The 17,119-nt window shown below is 71.4% G+C and carries 14 protein-coding genes; 3 read left to right on the plus strand and 11 right to left on the minus strand.

The genetic code is table 11. The annotated features are described in order from the left end of the window. The coding region (locus ACGFYY_RS41320) for a phosphoenolpyruvate carboxylase (protein ID WP_393717656.1) at nt 1–1,159 on the minus strand (1,159 nt) is incomplete at its 3' end. A gap of 355 nt (nt 1,160–1,514) precedes the next feature. Here ACGFYY_RS41320 and ACGFYY_RS41325 point away from each other — a divergent pair. Next, nucleotides 1,515–2,495 (plus strand): acyl-CoA desaturase, encoded by a 981-nt coding sequence (locus ACGFYY_RS41325; RefSeq protein WP_393717658.1) that lies wholly within the window; start codon nt 1,515–1,517, stop codon nt 2,493–2,495. Continuing rightward, nucleotides 2,492–3,166, plus strand: coding sequence for a TetR/AcrR family transcriptional regulator (locus tag ACGFYY_RS41330; protein WP_365280578.1), 675 nt, complete (start codon nt 2,492–2,494; stop codon nt 3,164–3,166). Before ACGFYY_RS41325 ends, ACGFYY_RS41330 begins: the two co-directional genes overlap by 4 nt. A gap of 85 nt (nt 3,167–3,251) precedes the next feature. On the opposite strand, the gene ACGFYY_RS41335 is transcribed toward ACGFYY_RS41330, so the two are convergent. Further along, nucleotides 3,252–3,644, minus strand: coding sequence for a VOC family protein (locus ACGFYY_RS41335; RefSeq protein ID WP_365280596.1), 393 nt, complete (start codon nt 3,642–3,644; stop codon nt 3,252–3,254). Between the two features lie 2 nt (nt 3,645–3,646). Beyond that, complete coding sequence (locus ACGFYY_RS41340; RefSeq protein ID WP_393717661.1) at nt 3,647–4,504, minus strand: trans-aconitate 2-methyltransferase; 858 nt, start codon at nt 4,502–4,504, stop codon at nt 3,647–3,649. A gap of 161 nt (nt 4,505–4,665) precedes the next feature. Here ACGFYY_RS41340 and ACGFYY_RS41345 point away from each other — a divergent pair, with 161 nt between their 5' ends. Next, nucleotides 4,666–5,163, plus strand: coding sequence for a MarR family winged helix-turn-helix transcriptional regulator (locus ACGFYY_RS41345; protein WP_030008906.1), 498 nt, complete (start codon nt 4,666–4,668; stop codon nt 5,161–5,163). Here the strand turns inward: ACGFYY_RS41345 and ACGFYY_RS41350 are convergent. The 8 genes from ACGFYY_RS41350 to ACGFYY_RS41385 all read right to left on the minus strand — a co-directional run bounded on the left by ACGFYY_RS41350 (nt 5,122) and on the right by ACGFYY_RS41385 (nt 16,848). Beyond that, nucleotides 5,122–5,892 (minus strand): response regulator transcription factor, encoded by a 771-nt coding sequence (locus ACGFYY_RS41350; RefSeq protein ID WP_365280584.1) that lies wholly within the window; start codon nt 5,890–5,892, stop codon nt 5,122–5,124. The two genes, ACGFYY_RS41345 and ACGFYY_RS41350, sit on opposite strands and share 42 nt — an antisense overlap. 498 nt (nt 5,893–6,390) lie before the next feature. Next, entirely contained in the window at nt 6,391–7,350 is a 960-nt protein-coding gene (gene galE / locus ACGFYY_RS41355; RefSeq protein WP_109780292.1) for a UDP-glucose 4-epimerase GalE, read from the minus strand. A gap of 113 nt (nt 7,351–7,463) precedes the next feature. Beyond that, nucleotides 7,464–8,156, minus strand: a complete 693-nt coding sequence (locus ACGFYY_RS41360; protein WP_365280587.1) for a LuxR C-terminal-related transcriptional regulator — start codon at nt 8,154–8,156, stop codon at nt 7,464–7,466. Between the two features lie 154 nt (nt 8,157–8,310). Further along, nucleotides 8,311–10,029 carry a PQQ-binding-like beta-propeller repeat protein gene (locus ACGFYY_RS41365; protein WP_393717664.1) on the minus strand — a complete coding sequence of 573 codons (1,719 nt, stop codon included), beginning with the start codon at nt 10,027–10,029 and terminating at the stop codon, nt 8,311–8,313. Nucleotides 10,030–10,072: 43 nt separating this feature from the next. Next, nucleotides 10,073–11,689 carry a PQQ-binding-like beta-propeller repeat protein gene (locus ACGFYY_RS41370; RefSeq protein ID WP_393717666.1) on the minus strand — a complete coding sequence of 539 codons (1,617 nt, stop codon included), beginning with the start codon at nt 11,687–11,689 and terminating at the stop codon, nt 10,073–10,075. Between the two features lie 251 nt (nt 11,690–11,940). After that, nucleotides 11,941–13,563 carry a PQQ-binding-like beta-propeller repeat protein gene (locus tag ACGFYY_RS41375; RefSeq protein WP_393717668.1) on the minus strand — a complete coding sequence of 541 codons (1,623 nt, stop codon included), beginning with the start codon at nt 13,561–13,563 and terminating at the stop codon, nt 11,941–11,943. A gap of 125 nt (nt 13,564–13,688) precedes the next feature. Beyond that, a complete protein-coding gene (locus ACGFYY_RS41380; RefSeq protein WP_393717670.1) occupies nt 13,689–15,491 on the minus strand; it encodes an ABC-F family ATP-binding cassette domain-containing protein in 1,803 nt (600 codons plus the stop codon). 28 nt (nt 15,492–15,519) lie between these two features. Further along, nucleotides 15,520–16,848 carry an acyltransferase gene (locus ACGFYY_RS41385; RefSeq protein WP_393717672.1) on the minus strand — a complete coding sequence of 443 codons (1,329 nt, stop codon included), beginning with the start codon at nt 16,846–16,848 and terminating at the stop codon, nt 15,520–15,522. Nucleotides 16,849–17,119 lie beyond the last annotated feature (271 nt).

Consider the following 17,119-nt stretch of genomic DNA (forward strand, 5'->3'; position numbering starts at 1 on the left):
GCGCGCCGCGGTGTTCGCGCAGGGAGGTCTGGATGAGGGTGAGGTCGGTGAGCAGCTCGGCGGTGCCGAGGTAGTCGCGTCCTTCCTCGTGCGGGATGCCCTTGGCGAGGCGCTCGCGGGTGTTGAGGAGCTTCTGCCGGACGCAGGTGGCCTTGAGGCGGTACGGCTCCTCGGCGTTCAGCCGCTTGTAGCGCGGGCTGATCTCGGGGAGGCGTTCCAGGTCGGCCTGGAGGGAGGCGAGGAGTTCCTCGGTGGCTCCGGTGTAGCGGATGGAGTTGGAGAGGAGTCCGCGCAGGTAGTCGATGAGTTCCAGGGCGTCGGTGATGCCGTGTTCGTGCTGGAGGATCAGCACGTCGCGGGTGACCTCGGGGGTGACGTTGGGGTTGCCGTCGCGGTCGCCGCCGATCCAGGTGCCGAAGGTCAGCGGGCGGGTGCCGGCGGGGATCTCGACGCCGACGCGCTGGAGCTCGGCGGCGAGGTCCTCCAGGACGTCGCCGACGGCGCCCGCGTGCAGCTCGTCGAGGTAGTAGATGGCGTTGCGGGCCTCGTCGGCGGGCTCCGGGCGCACGACCCGCAGCTCGTCGGTCTGCCAGACGAGGTCGATGTTCTCGGCGAGGCGCAGATCGTGGCGGCGGCGGTCGCCGGCGCCGGTGACGGGCTCCTCCAACAGGGTGGCGATGCGGCGCAGCTTGTTGAGGACGCTGCGGCGGGCCGCCTCGGTGGGGTGCGCGGTGAAGACGGGGCGCACGTTGAGGTTCTTGACCGTCTCGCGCAGGTGCTCGGGGTCGGCGTCCTTCAGCATGTCGGCCGTGCGGGCGAGGAGCCCGCCCTCGGCGGCACGGTGGGCGCGCAGTTCCTTGCCGCGGTGCACCTGCTCGGTGACGTTGGCGAGGTGGAAGTAGGTGGAGAAGGCCCGTACGAGCTTGGCGGCGGTCTCCAGGTCGGTGTCGCCGAGCAGGGCGGCGGCGGCCTCGCCGTCGGTGCGGGTGAGGGCGCGGACGCGCTCGACGAGGTCGAGGAGGTCCTGGCCCTCCTGGCGTACGAGGGTCTCCCCGAGGAGGTCGCCGAGGCGGCGGATGTCCGCGCGCAGTTCCGCGTTGGCGGTGTCGGCCGGGGTGACGGGGGCCTGGCCCTGGGGGGCCTGGTCAGCACTGCTCACAGGTGCGGCTCCTTGCAGTGTTCGAGCGCTACTGGGCGGTGGGCTCCCGGCGACGTGCGGTGATGCCTTCCCCGGATCGGGTCCGGGGGCGGGATCGCCGCTCCTGATGCGCAGCTCGGGCTGCCCGTGCGGACCGCGCTGTCCGACGGGACCCAGGATAGGTGTCCGATGCGTGTGCCTGGACAAACGTCTCATCAGGCGGCGCGTGAACACCTCGCGCGCGCTCCCCCTCCCGGCGCTGCCCCTCTTGCCTGCGTACCCGGTTTTGCCATACTTACGATGCCGTAGGTTACGGAACCGTAGGGTCTCGTGACCAGGGAGCCCGCCGACTTCTCTCACCCCCCAGGGGACACCCATGACCACCAGTCCCGATCTGATCGAGGGTGGCACCGCGCCCTCCGACACATTCGAGCCGTCCGCGACACTCGGCGGCGAGAACAAGCGGTCCATCGAGCAGATCGCTCTGCTGCTGTTCATCACCGTGCCCTTCGTGGCCGTGCTGGCGGCCGTGCCGCTGGCGTGGGGCTGGGGGGTGAGCTGGTTGGACCTGGGCCTGATGGTCTTCATGTACTTCCTGGCCTGCCACGGGATCACCATCGGCTTCCACCGCTACTTCACGCACGGTTCCTTCAAGGCGAAGCGGCCGCTGCGGATCGTGCTCGCGGTGATGGGGTCGATGGCGGTGGAGGGGCCGCTCGTGCGCTGGGTGGCGGACCACCGCAAGCACCACAAGTTCTCGGACCACGAGGGTGACCCGCATTCGCCGTGGCGGTTCGGGGAGACGGTGCCGGCCTTGATGAAGGGGCTGTGGTGGGCGCACATCGGCTGGCTGTTCGACGAGGAGCAGACCGATCAGCAGAAGTACGCCCCCGACCTGATCAAGGATCCGGCGATCCGCCGGATCTCGCGGGACTTCATCTTCTGGACGATGTTCTCGCTCGCGATCCCGCCGCTGGTGGGCGGTCTGGTGACGATGTCCTGGTGGGGCGCTTTCACGGCGTTCTTCTGGGGTTCCCTGGTGCGGGTCGCGCTGCTGCACCACGTGACCTGGTCGATCAACTCGATCTGCCACGCGGTGGGCAAGCGGCCGTTCAAGTCCCGGGACCGCAGTGGCAACGTGTGGTGGCTGGCGGTGCTCTCGTGCGGTGAGTCCTGGCACAACCTGCACCACGCCGACCCGACGTCGGCGCGCCACGGTGTGCTGCGCGGCCAGGTCGACTCCAGCGCGCGTCTGATCCGGTGGTTCGAGCAGCTGGGCTGGGCGACGGACGTCCGCTGGCCGTCGGCGGCCCGCATCGACGCCCGGCGCAAGGAAATCGAGTCGAACGCGGCATGATGGGGGGCGTGGCGATCGACGGCGGTAATACCAGCAGCGACAAGCCCAGGCGCGGCCGCCGGGTACGGATGACGGGCGCGGAGCGGCGCCAGCAACTGCTGGACATCGGCCGGACGCTGTTCGCCGAGAAGGGCTTCGAAGGCACCTCGGTGGAGGAGATCGCGGCGAAGGCCGGGGTGTCCAAGCCGGTGGTGTACGAGCACTTCGGCGGCAAGGAGGGCCTCTACGCGGTCGTCGTGGACCGGGAGATGCGCCAGCTGCTGGACGGGGTGACGGGGGCGCTGACGGCCGGGCACCCGCGGGAGCTGCTGGAGCAGGCGGCGTTCGCGCTGCTGGACTACATCGAGTCGTACACGGACGGCTTCCGGATCCTCGTCCGCGACTCCCCGGTCGCCCAGTCGACCGGCACCTTCGCCTCGCTGATCAGCGACATCGCCACGCAGGTCGAGGACATCCTGGGTCTGGAGTTCAAGGCGCGGGGCTTCGACCCCAAGCTGGCCCCGCTGTACGCGCAGGCGCTGGTCGGGATGGTGGCGCTGACCGGGCAGTGGTGGCTGGACGTGCGCCGGCCCAAGAAGGCGGAGGTGGCGGCGCATCTGGTGAATCTGGCCTGGCACGGGCTGGACGGGCTGGAGTCGAAGCCGCAGCTGGTGGGTCGGCGCAAGAACTGAGCCCCGTACGCGGAGCGGTACGACGGCGCCCCGTCACCGGAGATCCGGTGACGGGGCGCCGTCGTGTGGTGCGTGCCGGTACGTCCTATGCGCAAGGTTCCAGGGCCGCCGGTTCGGGGTGGTGCCGTTCCAGGAATTCGAGCCGGTTGCCGACGGGGTCCTCCGAGTAGAAGCGGCGGTGGCCCGGCAGGTTGTCGTCCCAGACCACCGCGGCCCCCCGCTCCCGCAGTCTGTTCGCGTACGCCTCGATGTCGGTCACCCGGAGCCCCGGATGGGCCTTGCGGGCGGGCCGGAAGTCCTCCTCGACGCCGAGGTGCAGTTGGACGGGTCCGGCGGCGAACCAGCAGCCCCCGCGGGCGGCGAGGACAGGCGGCTTGGGGATCTCGGTCATGCCGAGGACGTCCGTGTAGTACGCGCGGAGCCGGTCCTCCGAGTCCGGCGGCGCGGCGAGTTGTACGTGGTCGACTGCGGTCAGCACGGTCATGCCTCCTTGCGGGCTACGGCGAAGATGCGGCGGAACGGGAAGACGGTGCCGCGCGGGCCGGTGGGGTAGGCCGCGCGGAGCCGGTCACGGTATTCGGCGAGGAAGGCGTCCACGGCGTCGCGGTCCTCGCCGAGGGCGGTGAGGACGGGCCGCAGGGCGGTGCCCTTGACCCAGTCGAGGACGGGGTCGGGGCCTTGGAGCAGTTGGTGGTAGGTGGTTTCCCAGATGTCGGCGTCGCAGCCGAGCTCGGTGAAGCGGGCGAGGTATTCGGCGGGTTCGAGGAGATGGATGTAGCGGGCGCCGTGCCCGGCGAGCCGGGCCCGCCAGCGCGGGGTGTCGCACTGCTGCGCGAGCAGGGCGTGGCTGGGGGCCGTGAAATTGCCGGGGATCTGGAAGGCGAAGGTGCCGCCGGGGCGCAGGCCGTTGATCCAGGCGCCGAAGGAGCCCGGGTGGCCGGGGACCCACTGGAGGGCAGCGTTGGAGACGATCAGGTCGTAGGGCTCCTCGGGGAGCCACGTGGCGAGGTCGCCGTGGCGGAAGTCGAGGCTGCCGCCGCCGGGGGTGGGCCCGGCGTACTCCTCGGTGGCGCGGTGGAGCATCTCCGGGGAGAGGTCGAAGCCGGTGATGCGGGCCTCGGGCCAGCGCTCGGCGAGGAGGGTGGTGACGTTGCCCGGGCCGCAGCCGAGGTCGGCGATACGGGCGGGACCGTGGGGGAGCTCGGGTATGCGGGTGAGCAGGTCGAGGAAGGGCCGTGTGCGGTGGCCCGAGTGCCGGAGGTACTGCTGGGGATCCCAGGTGGGGGCGGATGGCGCGGTGGACGTGGGGGTCCCGGCGCGCGCGGTATCGGAATACATGTTCGAGCCTCCCTGCTGGCGGGGCGATCGGAAGCGGAATCCGTTCCGGCCCCCTCCATGCCCCATGCTCGCTCCCTTTATATCTCGATGTCAAGATACTCGTGATCGAGATACTCGGTATGAAGAGACTTCACATCGACAGACCCCTTACACTGATCGGCATGGAGGACGAGGTCGACCGACTGGTGGCGGCATGGCGGCGGGAGCGCCCTGACCTCGACGTGGAACCGCTCGAGGTACTGAGCCGCGTCAGCAGGCTCGCGCGCCATCTCGACCGCGCCCGCAGGCTGGCCTTCTCCGAGCACGGCCTGGAGCCGTGGGAGTTCGACGTCCTGACCTCGTTGCGCCGCGCGGGCGCGCCCTACCAGCTCTCCCCCGGCCAGTTGTTGACCCAGACCCTGGTCACCTCCGGCACCATGACCAACCGCATCGACCGGCTCGCCAAGAAGGGCCTCGTCGAAAGGCTCCCCGACCCCAACGACCGCCGGGGGGTCCTGGTGCGGCTCACCCCCGAGGGCCGGGACCGCGCCGACCAGGCCCTCGCCGGGCTGCTGGCCCAGGAACGGGCGATCCTGGCCCAGCTCTCGCAGAGTCAGCGCGGCGACCTCGCCGGGCTGCTACGCCAGTTGACCGCTCCGTTCGACAACATCCCCGGCTAGGTCGGCCGGTCGTACGCCGGCCCGCCGGGCCAGTGCCACGGCGGCCAGCGTGGAGTGCACCCCGAGCTTGCCCAGCACGTTCTGCATATGGGTGCGGACCGTGTGCGGGGACAGGAACAGCCGCGCCGCGACGTCCTTGCGGCCCAACCCCGCCACCATGCAGCGCAGCACCTCGTGCTCACGCGGGGTCAGCGACTCCACCAGACGCTCGCTGTCCGTACGGTGCTTGCGCGCCGCGGTCAGCTCCCGGAGCACCCCGGTGAGCAGCGCGGGCGGCAGATGCGTCTCCTCGCGCAGGACCCCGCGGATCACGGCCAGCAGCCGGGAGAGCGAGCAGTCCTTCGCCACCCAGCCCGAGGCGCCCGCCTGGAGCGCGAGGGCGGCCCGACGGGGGTCGTCGCGCTCGGCGAGCACGACCGTACGGACCCCGGGGTGGGACACCCGTACCCCGGCGACCAGCGCGATCCCGTCCGAGCCGGGCGGCTGCGGCGGCCCGGAGCCGGACTCCCGCTGGGCGGGCACGGCGCCCGGGGCGGCGCCGAGATCGGCGTCGACCAGCAGGACGTCGAAGCGACGGCCCTCGGCCGCCGCGCGTTCGAGGCAGCGCAGCGCGGCGGGGCCGCTGCCGGCCGCGGACACGTCCACGTCCGGCTCGGCCGCGAGCGCGGCTGCGAGCGACTCGGCGAAGATGCGGTGATCGTCGACGACGAGAACCCGGATACGAACCACAAAACCCCCAAGGGTAGGGGAACGGACGACGGCGGGTACGGCGCCCGGACCGGGTGATCCGCAGCTGCCCCGGCCGCCGCCGTGACATCTCTGCATTACCCCGGACCGGACGACGTACCCGACTTGTCTCGACCCCTGAATCAACACCGGCCCCCACCGGTGTCACGCATCAGCGTAGGGCCGGGGGCGTCCGACGGTTGGCCGAATAGCAGAAGTTTTTCCAGCGATTTTCCCGCGCGGGCACGACGGACCGGCTTTGCCATGGCTTGAAATTGCCTATCCCGAAGGTCCTGATGGCGGCTTCGGTACCGGCGTGTGCCCCGGGCAGTTGCACGGGGGGCATTACACCCGGCGTGTGCACGCCGGGCGCCCGCGCACGGCGCCCGTCCGCAGCGCACGGCCCACACGCACACGCCCCCCGCACCCATCGGGGTGCGGGGGGCGTGCGGAAGCGGGAAGGTCCGGACGGATGTCGGAGGACCGGGAGCTCCGGGAGGTTCAGGAGGAGTGCGTACGCGCGAAGTTCCACGCGTCCGTGATGATCCCGGTGAGGTCCGAGCGGCTCGGGGTCCAGCCGAGGCGCTCGTGGGCCGTGCGCGCGGAGGCGACGAGCATCGCCGGGTCGCCGGCCCGGCGCGGCGCGACGACCTCGGGGATGTCCCGGCCGGTGACCTTGCGGACGGTCTCGACGACCTCGCGGACCGAGAACCCGTTGCCGTTGCCCAGGTTGCAGATCAGGTGCTCCCCGCCGGTCGCGGCCCGCAGGGCGGCCAGGTGGGCCTCCGCCAGGTCGGCGACGTGGATGTAGTCGCGTACGCAGGTGCCGTCGGGGGTCGGGTAGTCCTCGCCGAACACCGAGATCGACTCCCGCTCGCCCAGCGCGACCTGGAGGACCAGCGGGATCAGGTGCGTCTCGGGGGTGTGCCGCTCGCCGAACTCGCCGTAGGCGCCGGCCACGTTGAAGTAGCGCAGGGACACCGCGGCCAGGCCGTGGGCCACGCACTCCCCCGCGATCATGTGGTCCACGGCCAGCTTCGAGGCACCGTACGGGTTGGTCGGCGCGGTCACCGAGGCCTCCGTCAGGAGGCCCTCCGTCGGCTCCCCGTAGGTGGCGGCGGTGGAGGAGAAGACCAGCTTGCGCACGCCCGCCTCACGCATCGCGGCCAGCAGGGCCAGCGTCCCGCCGACGTTGTTCTCCCAGTACTTGCCCGGGTTCACCACGGACTCGCCGACCTGCGAGGAGGCCGCGAAGTGCAGCACCGCCTCGTAGGAGGGGTCCAGGTGGCGGGCGGCGTCCTGGATCCGGCCCTCGATGAAGGTGGCGCCCTCCGGGACCCCTACGCGAAAGCCCGTGCTCAGGTCGTCGAGGACGGTGACCTCGTGGCCGGCCTCCAGAAGGTGGGCCGCGACCACGCTGCCGACGTATCCTGCGCCACCGGTTACCAGGTACTTGCTCACTCGCCTACTGCCTCTCGCGGGGGAGCACGCGCGGGTACGTGCGCGTGCTTGGACACTGGCTTACCCGATTCCGCGCCCACGGGGAAATCCGGGCGGCCGGACCGGCCGGTACGTCAGTCGCGCGCGGCGGAGGACGGCAGGGTGGGCAGCGCCCGGTCCAGCAGACCGGTACGGGCGGCCAGCGCGGCCGCCTCCAGCCGCGACCCCACGCCCAGCTTCATCAGCACCCGCTGCACGTGCGTACGCGCGGTGCTCGGGGCGATCTCCATGCCCGCGGCGATCAGCCGGGTGTCCTCGCCCTCGGCGACCCGGACGAGCACCTCCACCTCGCGCGGGGTGAGCATCCGCAACAGCCGGCTGCCCTCGTCGTCGGGCTGGACGGCGGGATTCAGGAGCTCCGCGAAGGCCCCCTGCAGCAACTGCGGGGCGATCGCCACCTCCCCCGCCCTGGCCTTGGCCAGCGCCCGCTCCACGCCCTCGATGCGCTCGTCCTGGCGTACGTACCCGGAGGCGCCCGCGGCGAAGGCGGCCGCGATCCCGCGCGGGCTGGGCACCGGGCCGAGGACGACCACGGCGATCTGCGGGCGCTCCCGCTTGATGCGCACGACGGGTTCGAAGACCCCGGGCTCGGCGGGGGTGGCGGTGCCGAACAGGCAGACCTCCGGCGCACGGCCGATGACCAGCTCGGCGGCGCCGGCCGCCGGAGCGGCCGCGGCCAGCACGCGGTGGCCGCGCAGCTTCAGGGCAGAGGCGAGTGCCTCGGCCAGCAGCCGGTGCTCGTCGACCACCACGACCCGTACGCCCATTGAGGAACCACCCCCCACCCTTCTGACCCGGCAAGCTACACGCTTGTTCGACGGTGCGAGGGGGATACCGCGCAGAAGCCCCCGATCGGTACGGACCGTTCGGGGGCTTTCGGCGGCTCGGTGCGAACCGGAGCGGTGCTCGTCGGCGTGCTCGTCAGCTCGCGGAGAAGGAGACGAAGAGGAACTCCGGGTCGGCCTTGTCCGAGTAGGGCTTGCTGGCCATCGTGCGGGAGATGAAGAACTTCCCGTTGTGGTAGCGGTACTCGGAATACTCGGGCGAGAAGCCGGTCTCGGCGCGCTGGCTCGCCTTGTCCGCCGGGTTCTCCATGAGGAGGGTTTCCTTCATCGTCCTGCTGTCGATGCTGACGACCTGACCGCCCTTGTCGTACGGGGGCCGCTTGTAGGCGATGATGTTCGACCCGTCCATGCGCAGCGGGAAGAGTGTGTACCGCTCGCCCGCGTCGGCGCGGTCGGTGGTCTGCTTGCCGGTCTCCAGGTCGAAGGAGAGCAGCTCGTTGGTGCGGGAGCTGGAGGCCTGGCCCTGGTGCTCGTACGACGGCAGGTAGATCCTGCCGTTGCCGACCACCATGTTCATGCACCGCTCGACCTCGGAGCTGCACCTGGCGCCGAAGTCCCCGGAGGCGAGCGGGATACGGGCCTTCAGCTCGCCCTTGGGGTCGATGACGAAGAGGTCGCTGACGCCCGTGGCGTTCTTCGCGGTCTTGCCGACGTCGGCTCCCACGATCAGGGGCTTGGTGGAGACGATGTACGCGTCCTCGATGCCCGGGGAGAGCTTGTACGAGACGGTGGGCGCGCCCGTGGCCGGGTCGAGGAGCTGCCCGTACAGCGTGTAGTTGGGGCTCTGGCCGCACTTGCGGATGGCGGCGAGGGCCTCGCCACCGCCGTAGCCCACGTCACGGCAGCTCTCGCCGTCGATCTTGGGCAGCCACAGGGACTTGCCGTCGGCGAGGTTCCAGGCGGCGCCGCCCGCGGAGATGCCGGCGGCGGCGACGGTCTGGCCGCTGAGGGTGACGGTGTTGAACGAGACGGGCTTGTCGCCGCCGGTGGCGCTCTTGGCGTTGCCGGACCAGACCAGCTTGCCGCTCTCCAGGTCGATGACGCCGACCTCGGTGCACTGGACGTACTTGTTCTCGGGCGTCGGCTGGGCGGCCTTGAAGAGGACCGCGGCCTTCTTCTCGCTGACGTGCTTGGTGGCGCCGCAGAGCTCGCCGGGGAGGGGCAGCTCCCATTTCTTGCCGCCGTCGACGAGGTTGTAGCCGACGACCTTCGACAGGTCGGACTTGATGTAGGTGGTGTCGGTCACCCAGGAGCCCGCGACGCTGGCGACATCGGCCGGAACGGGGCTCGGCTGGTTGAGGAGCGGCTTCGACTTCGGGTTGGCCGGTGCCTTCTCGGTGCCGGGCACGTAGTCCGTGGGCTTGTCGTTGCCCGGGGAGGCGCTCGGGTTGCTGTCGGCCTTGTTGTCGCCGCCGCCGCTGTCGCCGGAGGTGTACCAGAGGCCGCCGCCGACGATGAGGACGCAGGCCAGGACGGCCGCGCCGACGATCATCAGCTGGGTGCGCTTGTCGTTGCCGGAGCCCGGGGCCGGGGCCGGGGGCTGAGGGGCGGGCACGGGCGCGCCGGGGGCGCCGAACGGCGGTGGGGTGCCGGGCTGCTGCGGGTAGCCGTAGCCGGGCCCGGTCTGCGGGTACCCGTACGCGGGCTGCCCGGCCGGCGGCTGCTGCGGGGGCCCGGCCTGCGGCGCGGCCGGTCCGGGCGGCGGCACGGGCGCGCCGAATCCGCCCGGCGGCGGGTCCTGCGGGGCGCCGAAGCCGCCGGACGGCGGCTGGCTGGGGGGCGGCGGGATACTCATCGGTTGCTGTTGCCTCTCGGTGGGCGGGTCGTTGGACGCGTTTTCACTTGCCGAAGGCCATCAGGAGCTTCTCGTCCTTGTTGTCGCCCGCCAGCCGGGTGACGGAGAGGAAGAACCGCCCGTCCTTGTATGCGGCGCTCTGGGAGGTCAGGAAGGAGGACTCGATCCGTGCGGAGGCGCCCGAGGGGAGCTTCATGAGCGTCGTGGGCGCGCTTCCGTCGGCCGGGAACGAGACGATCTCTCCGGGCTGGTCGACCAGGCCGGCGCGGTAGGCGGTCAGCCGGCCGTTCGCGGCCTCGAGCGGGACGAGGACCTTCCTGTCTCCGGCCTTGGCACGCCACTTGATCTTGCCCGTGCCGAGGTCGAAGGCGACGATCTCGCTGCCGGTGGCCTTGTCCCCGGAAGGGATGTAGGCGGTGTCCGCGTCGACCACGGAGTTCCCGCAGTTCTGGAGGCCCTCGCTGGTGCTGGAACCACCGCAGTTGACCAGGAAGTTGCCGTCGCCGGCGAGCGTGCTGCGCTTCTGCCCCTTCTCGTCGAGGACGAGAATGGACCGCTGCCCGGTGTCGCGGTTGGCGGCGTCGACGACGGTGGGGCTGACCGAGTAGACGGCGTTGACCTGGAAGCCCTTGGGCAGGCGGTAGCTCCAGGTCTTCTTGCCGGTGTTCGGGTCGGCGTCCTGGATCTCGATGGTCTTGTCGGCGTCCATGCAGAGGGCCACGGCGATCATCTTGTTGTTGCCCGCGGCGTAGGTCATGGGCTTGCAGCCCTCGGGGCCCGCGTCGGAGAAGAGCTTGTCGCCGGTGCTCAGGCGGTGGGCGCTCTGGCCGCCCATCCAGGCGAGGGCGAAGGTGTCGCCGTCGAGGGTGACCGTGGCGGAGGCGGCGGTCTTGAACAGCCCCTCCATGGCGAGCTCCTTCGTCCAGCCCTCCTTGCCGGCCTTGAGGTCGAGGAGCTTCATCTGGTTGCAGTTGGAGCCGTCGGCGTTCTTGACGACCATGACGGTCCTGCCGTCGGGGGTGGCCTGACCGGTGATTCCGCAGATCTCCGCGCGGAGGTCGATCTTCCACTTCTCCTTGCCGTCGCCGACCCCGTAGCCGATGACGAACTTGTCGACGGTCTTGACGACGGAGTCGCCGACGACCCAGAGCCCCCGGGCCGGGATACCGGCTCCCGGGCCCTCCATCTTGACGGTGTTCAGCCAGAGGGCCTTGTCCTCGCCCGGCTTGCGGCCCTGGTTGAGGTCGGTCGGGATGGCGCTGCCGGCGCCGTTCCCGTTGCCGTCGCCCTTGTCCACGGACGGAGCGCCGGAGGGCTTGGGATCGGTGGGCTCCTGCGCGACCGGCTTCGCGTCCTTGTCCTCGCCGGAGAAGGCCACGTAACCCACGCCCCCGAGAACGAGAACGGCGGCCACCGACGCGGCGATCAGCAGCGCCGGCTTCCTCTTCGGAGCCGCGCCCGAGCCGGGGCCACCCGGGCCCACCGGCTGCTGCTGCACGGTGGGGGGCTGCGGCGGGTACGCGGGCTGCTGGGCGTACGGGTTGGCACCCTGCGGCGGAACCCCGTACCCCTGCTGCGGCGGACCCGGCAGATGCCCGTAACCGGAAGGCGTCGGCGACCCGTTCGGCGACTGGTTCGGCGGCTGGGGCAGCTCGGTCATCAGCGCACGCTTTCGACATCGGGAGGTCGGGGAGGATGACCTTTCTATCACTGACAGCGCTCATACATCGGGCCGGTCCGTCCCCTGTTCCCAAGGGAGGACCGGCCCGTGACGCCGTCGTTATCCGGCCGGTCGCCCTCGATGACCGGCGGAATCCAGACCTCCCCGATCGGCCCGTCCTCGGTGCGCCACCAAATCCACGCGGCCCGGGTGGAGTTCGCCGGGCCGCACGCACCGGGCCCGGCGCGGCCTCACTTGCCGAAGACCATCAGGAGCTTCTCGTCCTGGCCCTGGGCCCGCAGACGGGTGGAGGAGATGAAGAACCGTCCGTCCACGTAGTCCAGCTTCGGAAGGGTGAAGGTCCTCTCGATCGGGGCGGCGGGGGCCGAGGGGTGGCGCAGGAGAGCGGTCGGGGTACTGCCGTCCGCCGGGACGGAGAGGACCTCACCGCCCTGCTCCTGGTCGGCCTTCCGATAGACGACGAGCCGGCCGTCCAGGGCCTTGAGCGGGGTGAGCGTGCGCTTGTCCCCGGCCGGGACGCGCCACTTGTCCTTACCGGTGGTGAGGTCGAAGGCGACGATCTCGTTGGTCTTCCCGCTGCCGCCCGCGGCGGTGGGCAGGTAGAGCGTGTTCGCGTCGACGACGGCCGAGGGGCAGGTCACCAAGGACCGGAAGAGGCCGGTGTCGCCGCAGCCGACGGCGATGCCGGCGCCCTCACCGGCGAGGGTTGCGGTCTGCTTCCCGTCGGGTCCCAGCACCACGATGGAGCGCTGCTTCGTCTGCTCGTTGCCGATGTCGATGACGGTCGGGTTCACCGAGTAGATGCTGGTGACCTTGAACTTCGGCGGAAGCCGGTAGGCCCAGCCCTGTGCGCCGGTGACGGGGTCGATCCCGTGGACCTCGGCGGTGGAGTCCTCGTCCGAGCAGGTGGCGAGGGCGATCATCCGGCCGTTGCCGGCCTCGTAGGAGTCCGGGTTGCAGCCGTCGCCCAGCGGGTTGGCGAAGAGCTTGTCACCGTTGCTGATCTTGAAGGCGCCGGCGGTGCCGCCGCGGCTGACGGTGACGGTGTCCCCGAGCATGGACAGGGTAGGGCTGGTGAAGATGTCGAAGACCCCCTCACTGGGCACCGTCTTCGACCAGACCTCCTTGCCGGTCTTCAGGTCGACCACCCGCAGCTGGGTGCAGGAGGTGTTCTCCCCGTCGCCGTCGCGGTACATGACGACCGTCCTGCCCTCGGCCGTGGTCTGCGGGGCGACGGAACAGATCTGAGCGGGGAAGGGGAGTGTCCACTTCTCCTTGCCGTCGGTGACCGCGTACCCGGTGAGGTTCCTCCAGAGGCTCTTGACGACGGTGTCGCCGACGACCCACTGGCCGGCGGCTTCGACGCCCATGCCGGGTCCGTCGAGCTGGGTGGTCTTGAGCCACAGGACCTTGTCCTCGCCCTGCTTGCGGCCGGAGTTCAGGTCCGCCTGCCCGCCGGCGCCGTTCCCGTTGCCGTCGCCCTTGTCCACGGACGGAGCGCCGGAGGGCTTGGCGTCGGTGGGCTCCTGCGCGACCGGCTTCGCGTCCTTGTCCTCGCCGGAGAAGGCCACGTAACCCACGCCCCCGAGAACGAGAACGGCGGCCACCGACGCGGCGATCAGCAGCGCCGGCTTCCTCTTCGGAGCCGCGCCCGAGCCGGATCCGCCCGGGCCCACCGGCTGCTGCTGCACGGTGGGGGGCTGCGGCGGGTACGCGGGCTGCTGGGCGTACGGGTTGGCACCCTGCGGCGGAACCCCGTACCCCTGCTGCGGCGGACCCGGCAGATGCCCGTAACCGGAAGGCGTCGGCGACCCGTTCGGCGACTGGTTCGGCGGCTGGGGCAGCTCGGTCATCAGCGCACGCTTTCGGCATCGGGAGGTCGGGGAGGATGACCTTTCTACCACTGCCGGTACGCACGCGACGGGCCGGTCCGCCCCTGTTCCCAGGGGCGACCGGCCCGGTCCCGCTCAGGCTCCGCTCAGGCCTCCTCGGCCAGTTCCAGCCAGCGCATCTCCAAGTCGTCGCGGTCCGAGAGGAGTTCGCGCAGCTCGGCGTCGAGCTTGGCCACCTTGTCGTAGTCGGTGGAGTTCTCAGCGATCTGGGCGTGCAGGTTGCCCTCGCGGTCGGACAGCTTGTTCAGCTGCCGCTCGATCTTCTGGAGTTCCTTCTTCGCGGCGCGCGAGTCCCCCGAGCTGCTGGACTTCGCGGCGCCGGTGGACTGGACGGGCGCAGGCGCGGCCGCCTCGATCATCCGCTGCCGGCGCTCCAGGTACTCGTCCAGGCCGCGCGGCAGCATCCGCAGGCTCGCGTCGCCGAGCAGCGCCATCACCGTGTCGGTGGTGCGCTCGATGAAGAAGCGGTCGTGGGAGATGACGATCATCGAGCCGGGCCAGCCGTCGAGGAGGTCCTCCAGCTGGGTCAGGGTCTCGATGTCGAGGTCGTTGGTGGGCTCGTCGAGGAAGAGGACGTTGGGCTCGTCCATCAGCAGGCGCAGGATCTGCAGGCGGCGGCGCTCACCGCCGGAGAGGTCGCCGACCGGCGTCCACTGCTTCTCCTTGGTGAAGCCGAACTGCTCGCAGAGCTGCCCGGCCGTCATCTCGCGGCCCTTGCCGAGGTCGACGCGGTCGCGGACGCGCTGGACGGCCTCCAGGACGCGCAGGGACGGGTCGAGTTCGCCGACCTCCTGGGAGAGGTAGGCCAGCTTGACGGTCTTGCCGACGATGATCTTGCCGGCGGCGGGCTGGACCTCGCCCTGGGTGCGGGCGGCCTCGGCGAGGGCGCGCAGCAGGGAGGTCTTGCCGGCGCCGTTGACGCCGACGAGGCCGACGCGGTCGCCGGGGCCCAGGTGCCAGGTGAGGTGCTTGAGGAGTTCCTTCGGGCCGGCGTGGACGCTGACGCCCTCCAGGTCGAAGACCGTCTTGCCGAGGCGGGCGTTGGCGAACCGCATCAGCTCGGAAGTGTCGCGCGGCGGCGGTACGTCGGCGATCAGCTCGTTGGCGGCCTCGATGCGGTAGCGCGGCTTGGAGGTCCGGGCGGGGGCGCCGCGGCGCAGCCAGGCCAGCTCCTTGCGCATCAGGTTCTGCCGCTTGGACTCCTCGGTCGCGGCGATGCGGTCGCGCTCGGCGCGGGCGAAGACGTAGTCGCTGTAGCCGCCCTCGTACTCGTGCACGTCACCGCGCTGCACGTCCCACATGCGGGTGCAGACCTGGTCGAGGAACCAGCGGTCGTGGGTGACGCAGACGAGCGCGGAGCGGCGCTCCTGAAGGTGCTTGGCCAGCCAGGAGATGCCCTCGACGTCGAGGTGGTTGGTGGGCTCGTCGAGGATCAGGAGGTCCTGGTCGGCGATGAGCAGCTTGGCGAGGGCGATCCGGCGGCGCTCGCCACCGGAGAGCGGGCCGATGACGGTGTCGAGGCCTTGGCCGAAGCCGGGCAGGTCGAGGCCGCCGAAGAGTCCGGTCAGGACATCACGGATCTTGGCGTTGCCGGCCCACTCGTGGTCGGCCATGTCCCGGATGATCTCGTGGCGGATGGTCGCCCGGGGGTCGAGGGAGTCGTGCTGGGTGAGGACGCCCATGCGCAGGCCGCCGGACTGGGTGACCCGGCCGCTGTCGGGCTCCTCCAGCTTGGCGAGCATCCGGATGAGGGTGGTCTTGCCGTCGCCGTTGCGGCCGACCACGCCGATCCGGTCTCCCTCGGACACGCCGAGGGAGATGCCGTCCAGCAGGGTACGTGTGCCGTACACCTTGCTGACTGCCTCGACATTGACCAGATTGACGGCCATCAGACGCGCTCCAGGGAAAGGGTGTGGATCAGCCCCTCAGCCTAACCCTCCGGGCCGGGGCAGACCGTTCTACGAGATACCAGCCGCCCAGTGCCATCGCAATCGCGGCCGGCGCGGTGACGGGCAGGGCGATCAACGTGGCGCTGTGCCCGTCGAGCAGGCCGCCGAGTCCGGTCATGGACAGGCCCAGGATCCCGAGCAGGCACAGGGTGATCCCGAGGGCGGCGACGGGGCCGCCGGTGCGGCGGGCGGGGGCGGGCGTGCTCGGCCGGGGCGTCTCGAAGCGGCGGAACAGTGCGACGAGGACGCCGGTCAGCGCGGCCGCGGCGAGCATCCGTACCGGGACCTGCGCCCACCAGGCGGCCGTGGCGGGGGCCGGCAGGCCGAGGCCGAGGGCGAGCTGGGCCGCGTACACGCCGAGCATCGCGGTCAGGTGCCACAGGAACGCGGTCATGGCGAGGCCGTTGGCGGCGACGACCCCGCGCCAGACGCGCGGGCGGCGCAGCCACGCGGTGGCGGGCCCGGCCGCCAGCTGGACGGCGCCGACGAGCCACAGGCCGTGGCAGAGCAGGGCGAGGGTGGGCGGGGCCATGTTGGAGACCTTCTCGCCGGGCATCCCGACCATCGACAGCGGGTACGGGCCGTACGCCACCAGCAGGGCGGCGGAGGCGAGTCCCGCAACGGCGAGGACGGCGGGCCGGCGGATGCGGCCGTCGGCGCGCAGGAAGCCGAGCTGGTGGACGGCGAGCCAGACGAGGGCGAAGTTCAGGAACTCGACATACGGGACTCCGAGCGCGAAGCGCAGTACGTCGACCAGCGCGGCCGCCCCGGCCAGGGCGGCGAAGGCGGCCCAGCCGTGGCGCTCGTGCAGCTTCAGCAGCGGCGGGGTGAAGGCGACCATGGCGAGGTAGATCCCGATGAACCACAGCGGCTGTGTGACGATCCGCAGCGCGGCCCCGGACAGGACGCCGCCCCCGTGCCCGGTGAGCTGCACGGCGAGCGCGACCGCGGCCCACACCAGGACGAAGACGAGGGTGGGGCGCAGCAGCCGCTGCAGCCGGGCCCGCAGGAAGGCGGCGTAGACGGGCCCGTCGGTGCGTCGGGCCAGGGAGCGGTAGGACAGGGCGTGCGAGAACCCACCGACGAAGAAGAAGACGGGCATGATCTGCAGCCCCCAGGTGAGCACCTGGAGGGCGGGGACGAGGGCGAGCAGATTCCCTATGCCGTCGCCGCTGACGGCGGCCATCAGCCAGTGTCCGGCGATGACGGTGCCGAGCGAGGCGACGCGCAGCAGGTCGACGTACCGGTCACGGTCGGCGGGGGTGGCCTCGGCGATTGCGCTGGCGCTGGCTGTCATGGGGCCACGGTGTCCCCCGCCGGGTGTCTCCCGACAGGGCGCGGATACTCAACTCGCCCCTGAGTACCACCCCGAGGCTCCGCCCCGACCCCCGGGGGGCCCCCCCCCGGGGGGGGGGGGGGCGCGGCGCGGCCGGGGGGGGGGGGGGGGGGGGGGGGGGGGGGGGGGGGGGCCCCTCCGGCCCGTTCAGGCGGGCGGTCCCGGCAGCCCCGGATAGGCGCGGTCCGCGCGCGGGGGCACGGCGAAGGTGGCCCGGCTGCGGACGTCCATG

Source organism: Streptomyces sp. NPDC048331 (assembly GCF_043201215.1).
Lineage (GTDB): Bacteria > Actinomycetota > Actinomycetes > Streptomycetales > Streptomycetaceae > Streptomyces.

Coding starts and splice junctions, on each gene's coding strand:
- ACGFYY_RS41340 (WP_393717661.1), bottom strand. CDS start 4,504: ATGTATTCCGATACCGCGCGCGCCGGGACCCCCACGTCCACCGCGCCA.
- ACGFYY_RS41385 (WP_393717672.1), bottom strand. CDS start 16,848: ATGACAGCCAGCGCCAGCGCAATCGCCGAGGCCACCCCCGCCGACCGT.
- ACGFYY_RS41380 (WP_393717670.1), bottom strand. CDS start 15,491: ATGGCCGTCAATCTGGTCAATGTCGAGGCAGTCAGCAAGGTGTACGGC.
- ACGFYY_RS41365 (WP_393717664.1), bottom strand. CDS start 10,029: ATGAGTATCCCGCCGCCCCCCAGCCAGCCGCCGTCCGGCGGCTTCGGC.
- ACGFYY_RS41360 (WP_365280587.1), bottom strand. CDS start 8,156: ATGGGCGTACGGGTCGTGGTGGTCGACGAGCACCGGCTGCTGGCCGAG.
- ACGFYY_RS41345 (WP_030008906.1), top strand. CDS start 4,666: ATGGAGGACGAGGTCGACCGACTGGTGGCGGCATGGCGGCGGGAGCGC.
- ACGFYY_RS41325 (WP_393717658.1), top strand. CDS start 1,515: ATGACCACCAGTCCCGATCTGATCGAGGGTGGCACCGCGCCCTCCGAC.
- ACGFYY_RS41370 (WP_393717666.1), bottom strand. CDS start 11,689: ATGACCGAGCTGCCCCAGCCGCCGAACCAGTCGCCGAACGGGTCGCCG.
- ACGFYY_RS41375 (WP_393717668.1), bottom strand. CDS start 13,563: ATGACCGAGCTGCCCCAGCCGCCGAACCAGTCGCCGAACGGGTCGCCG.
- ACGFYY_RS41330 (WP_365280578.1), top strand. CDS start 2,492: ATGATGGGGGGCGTGGCGATCGACGGCGGTAATACCAGCAGCGACAAG.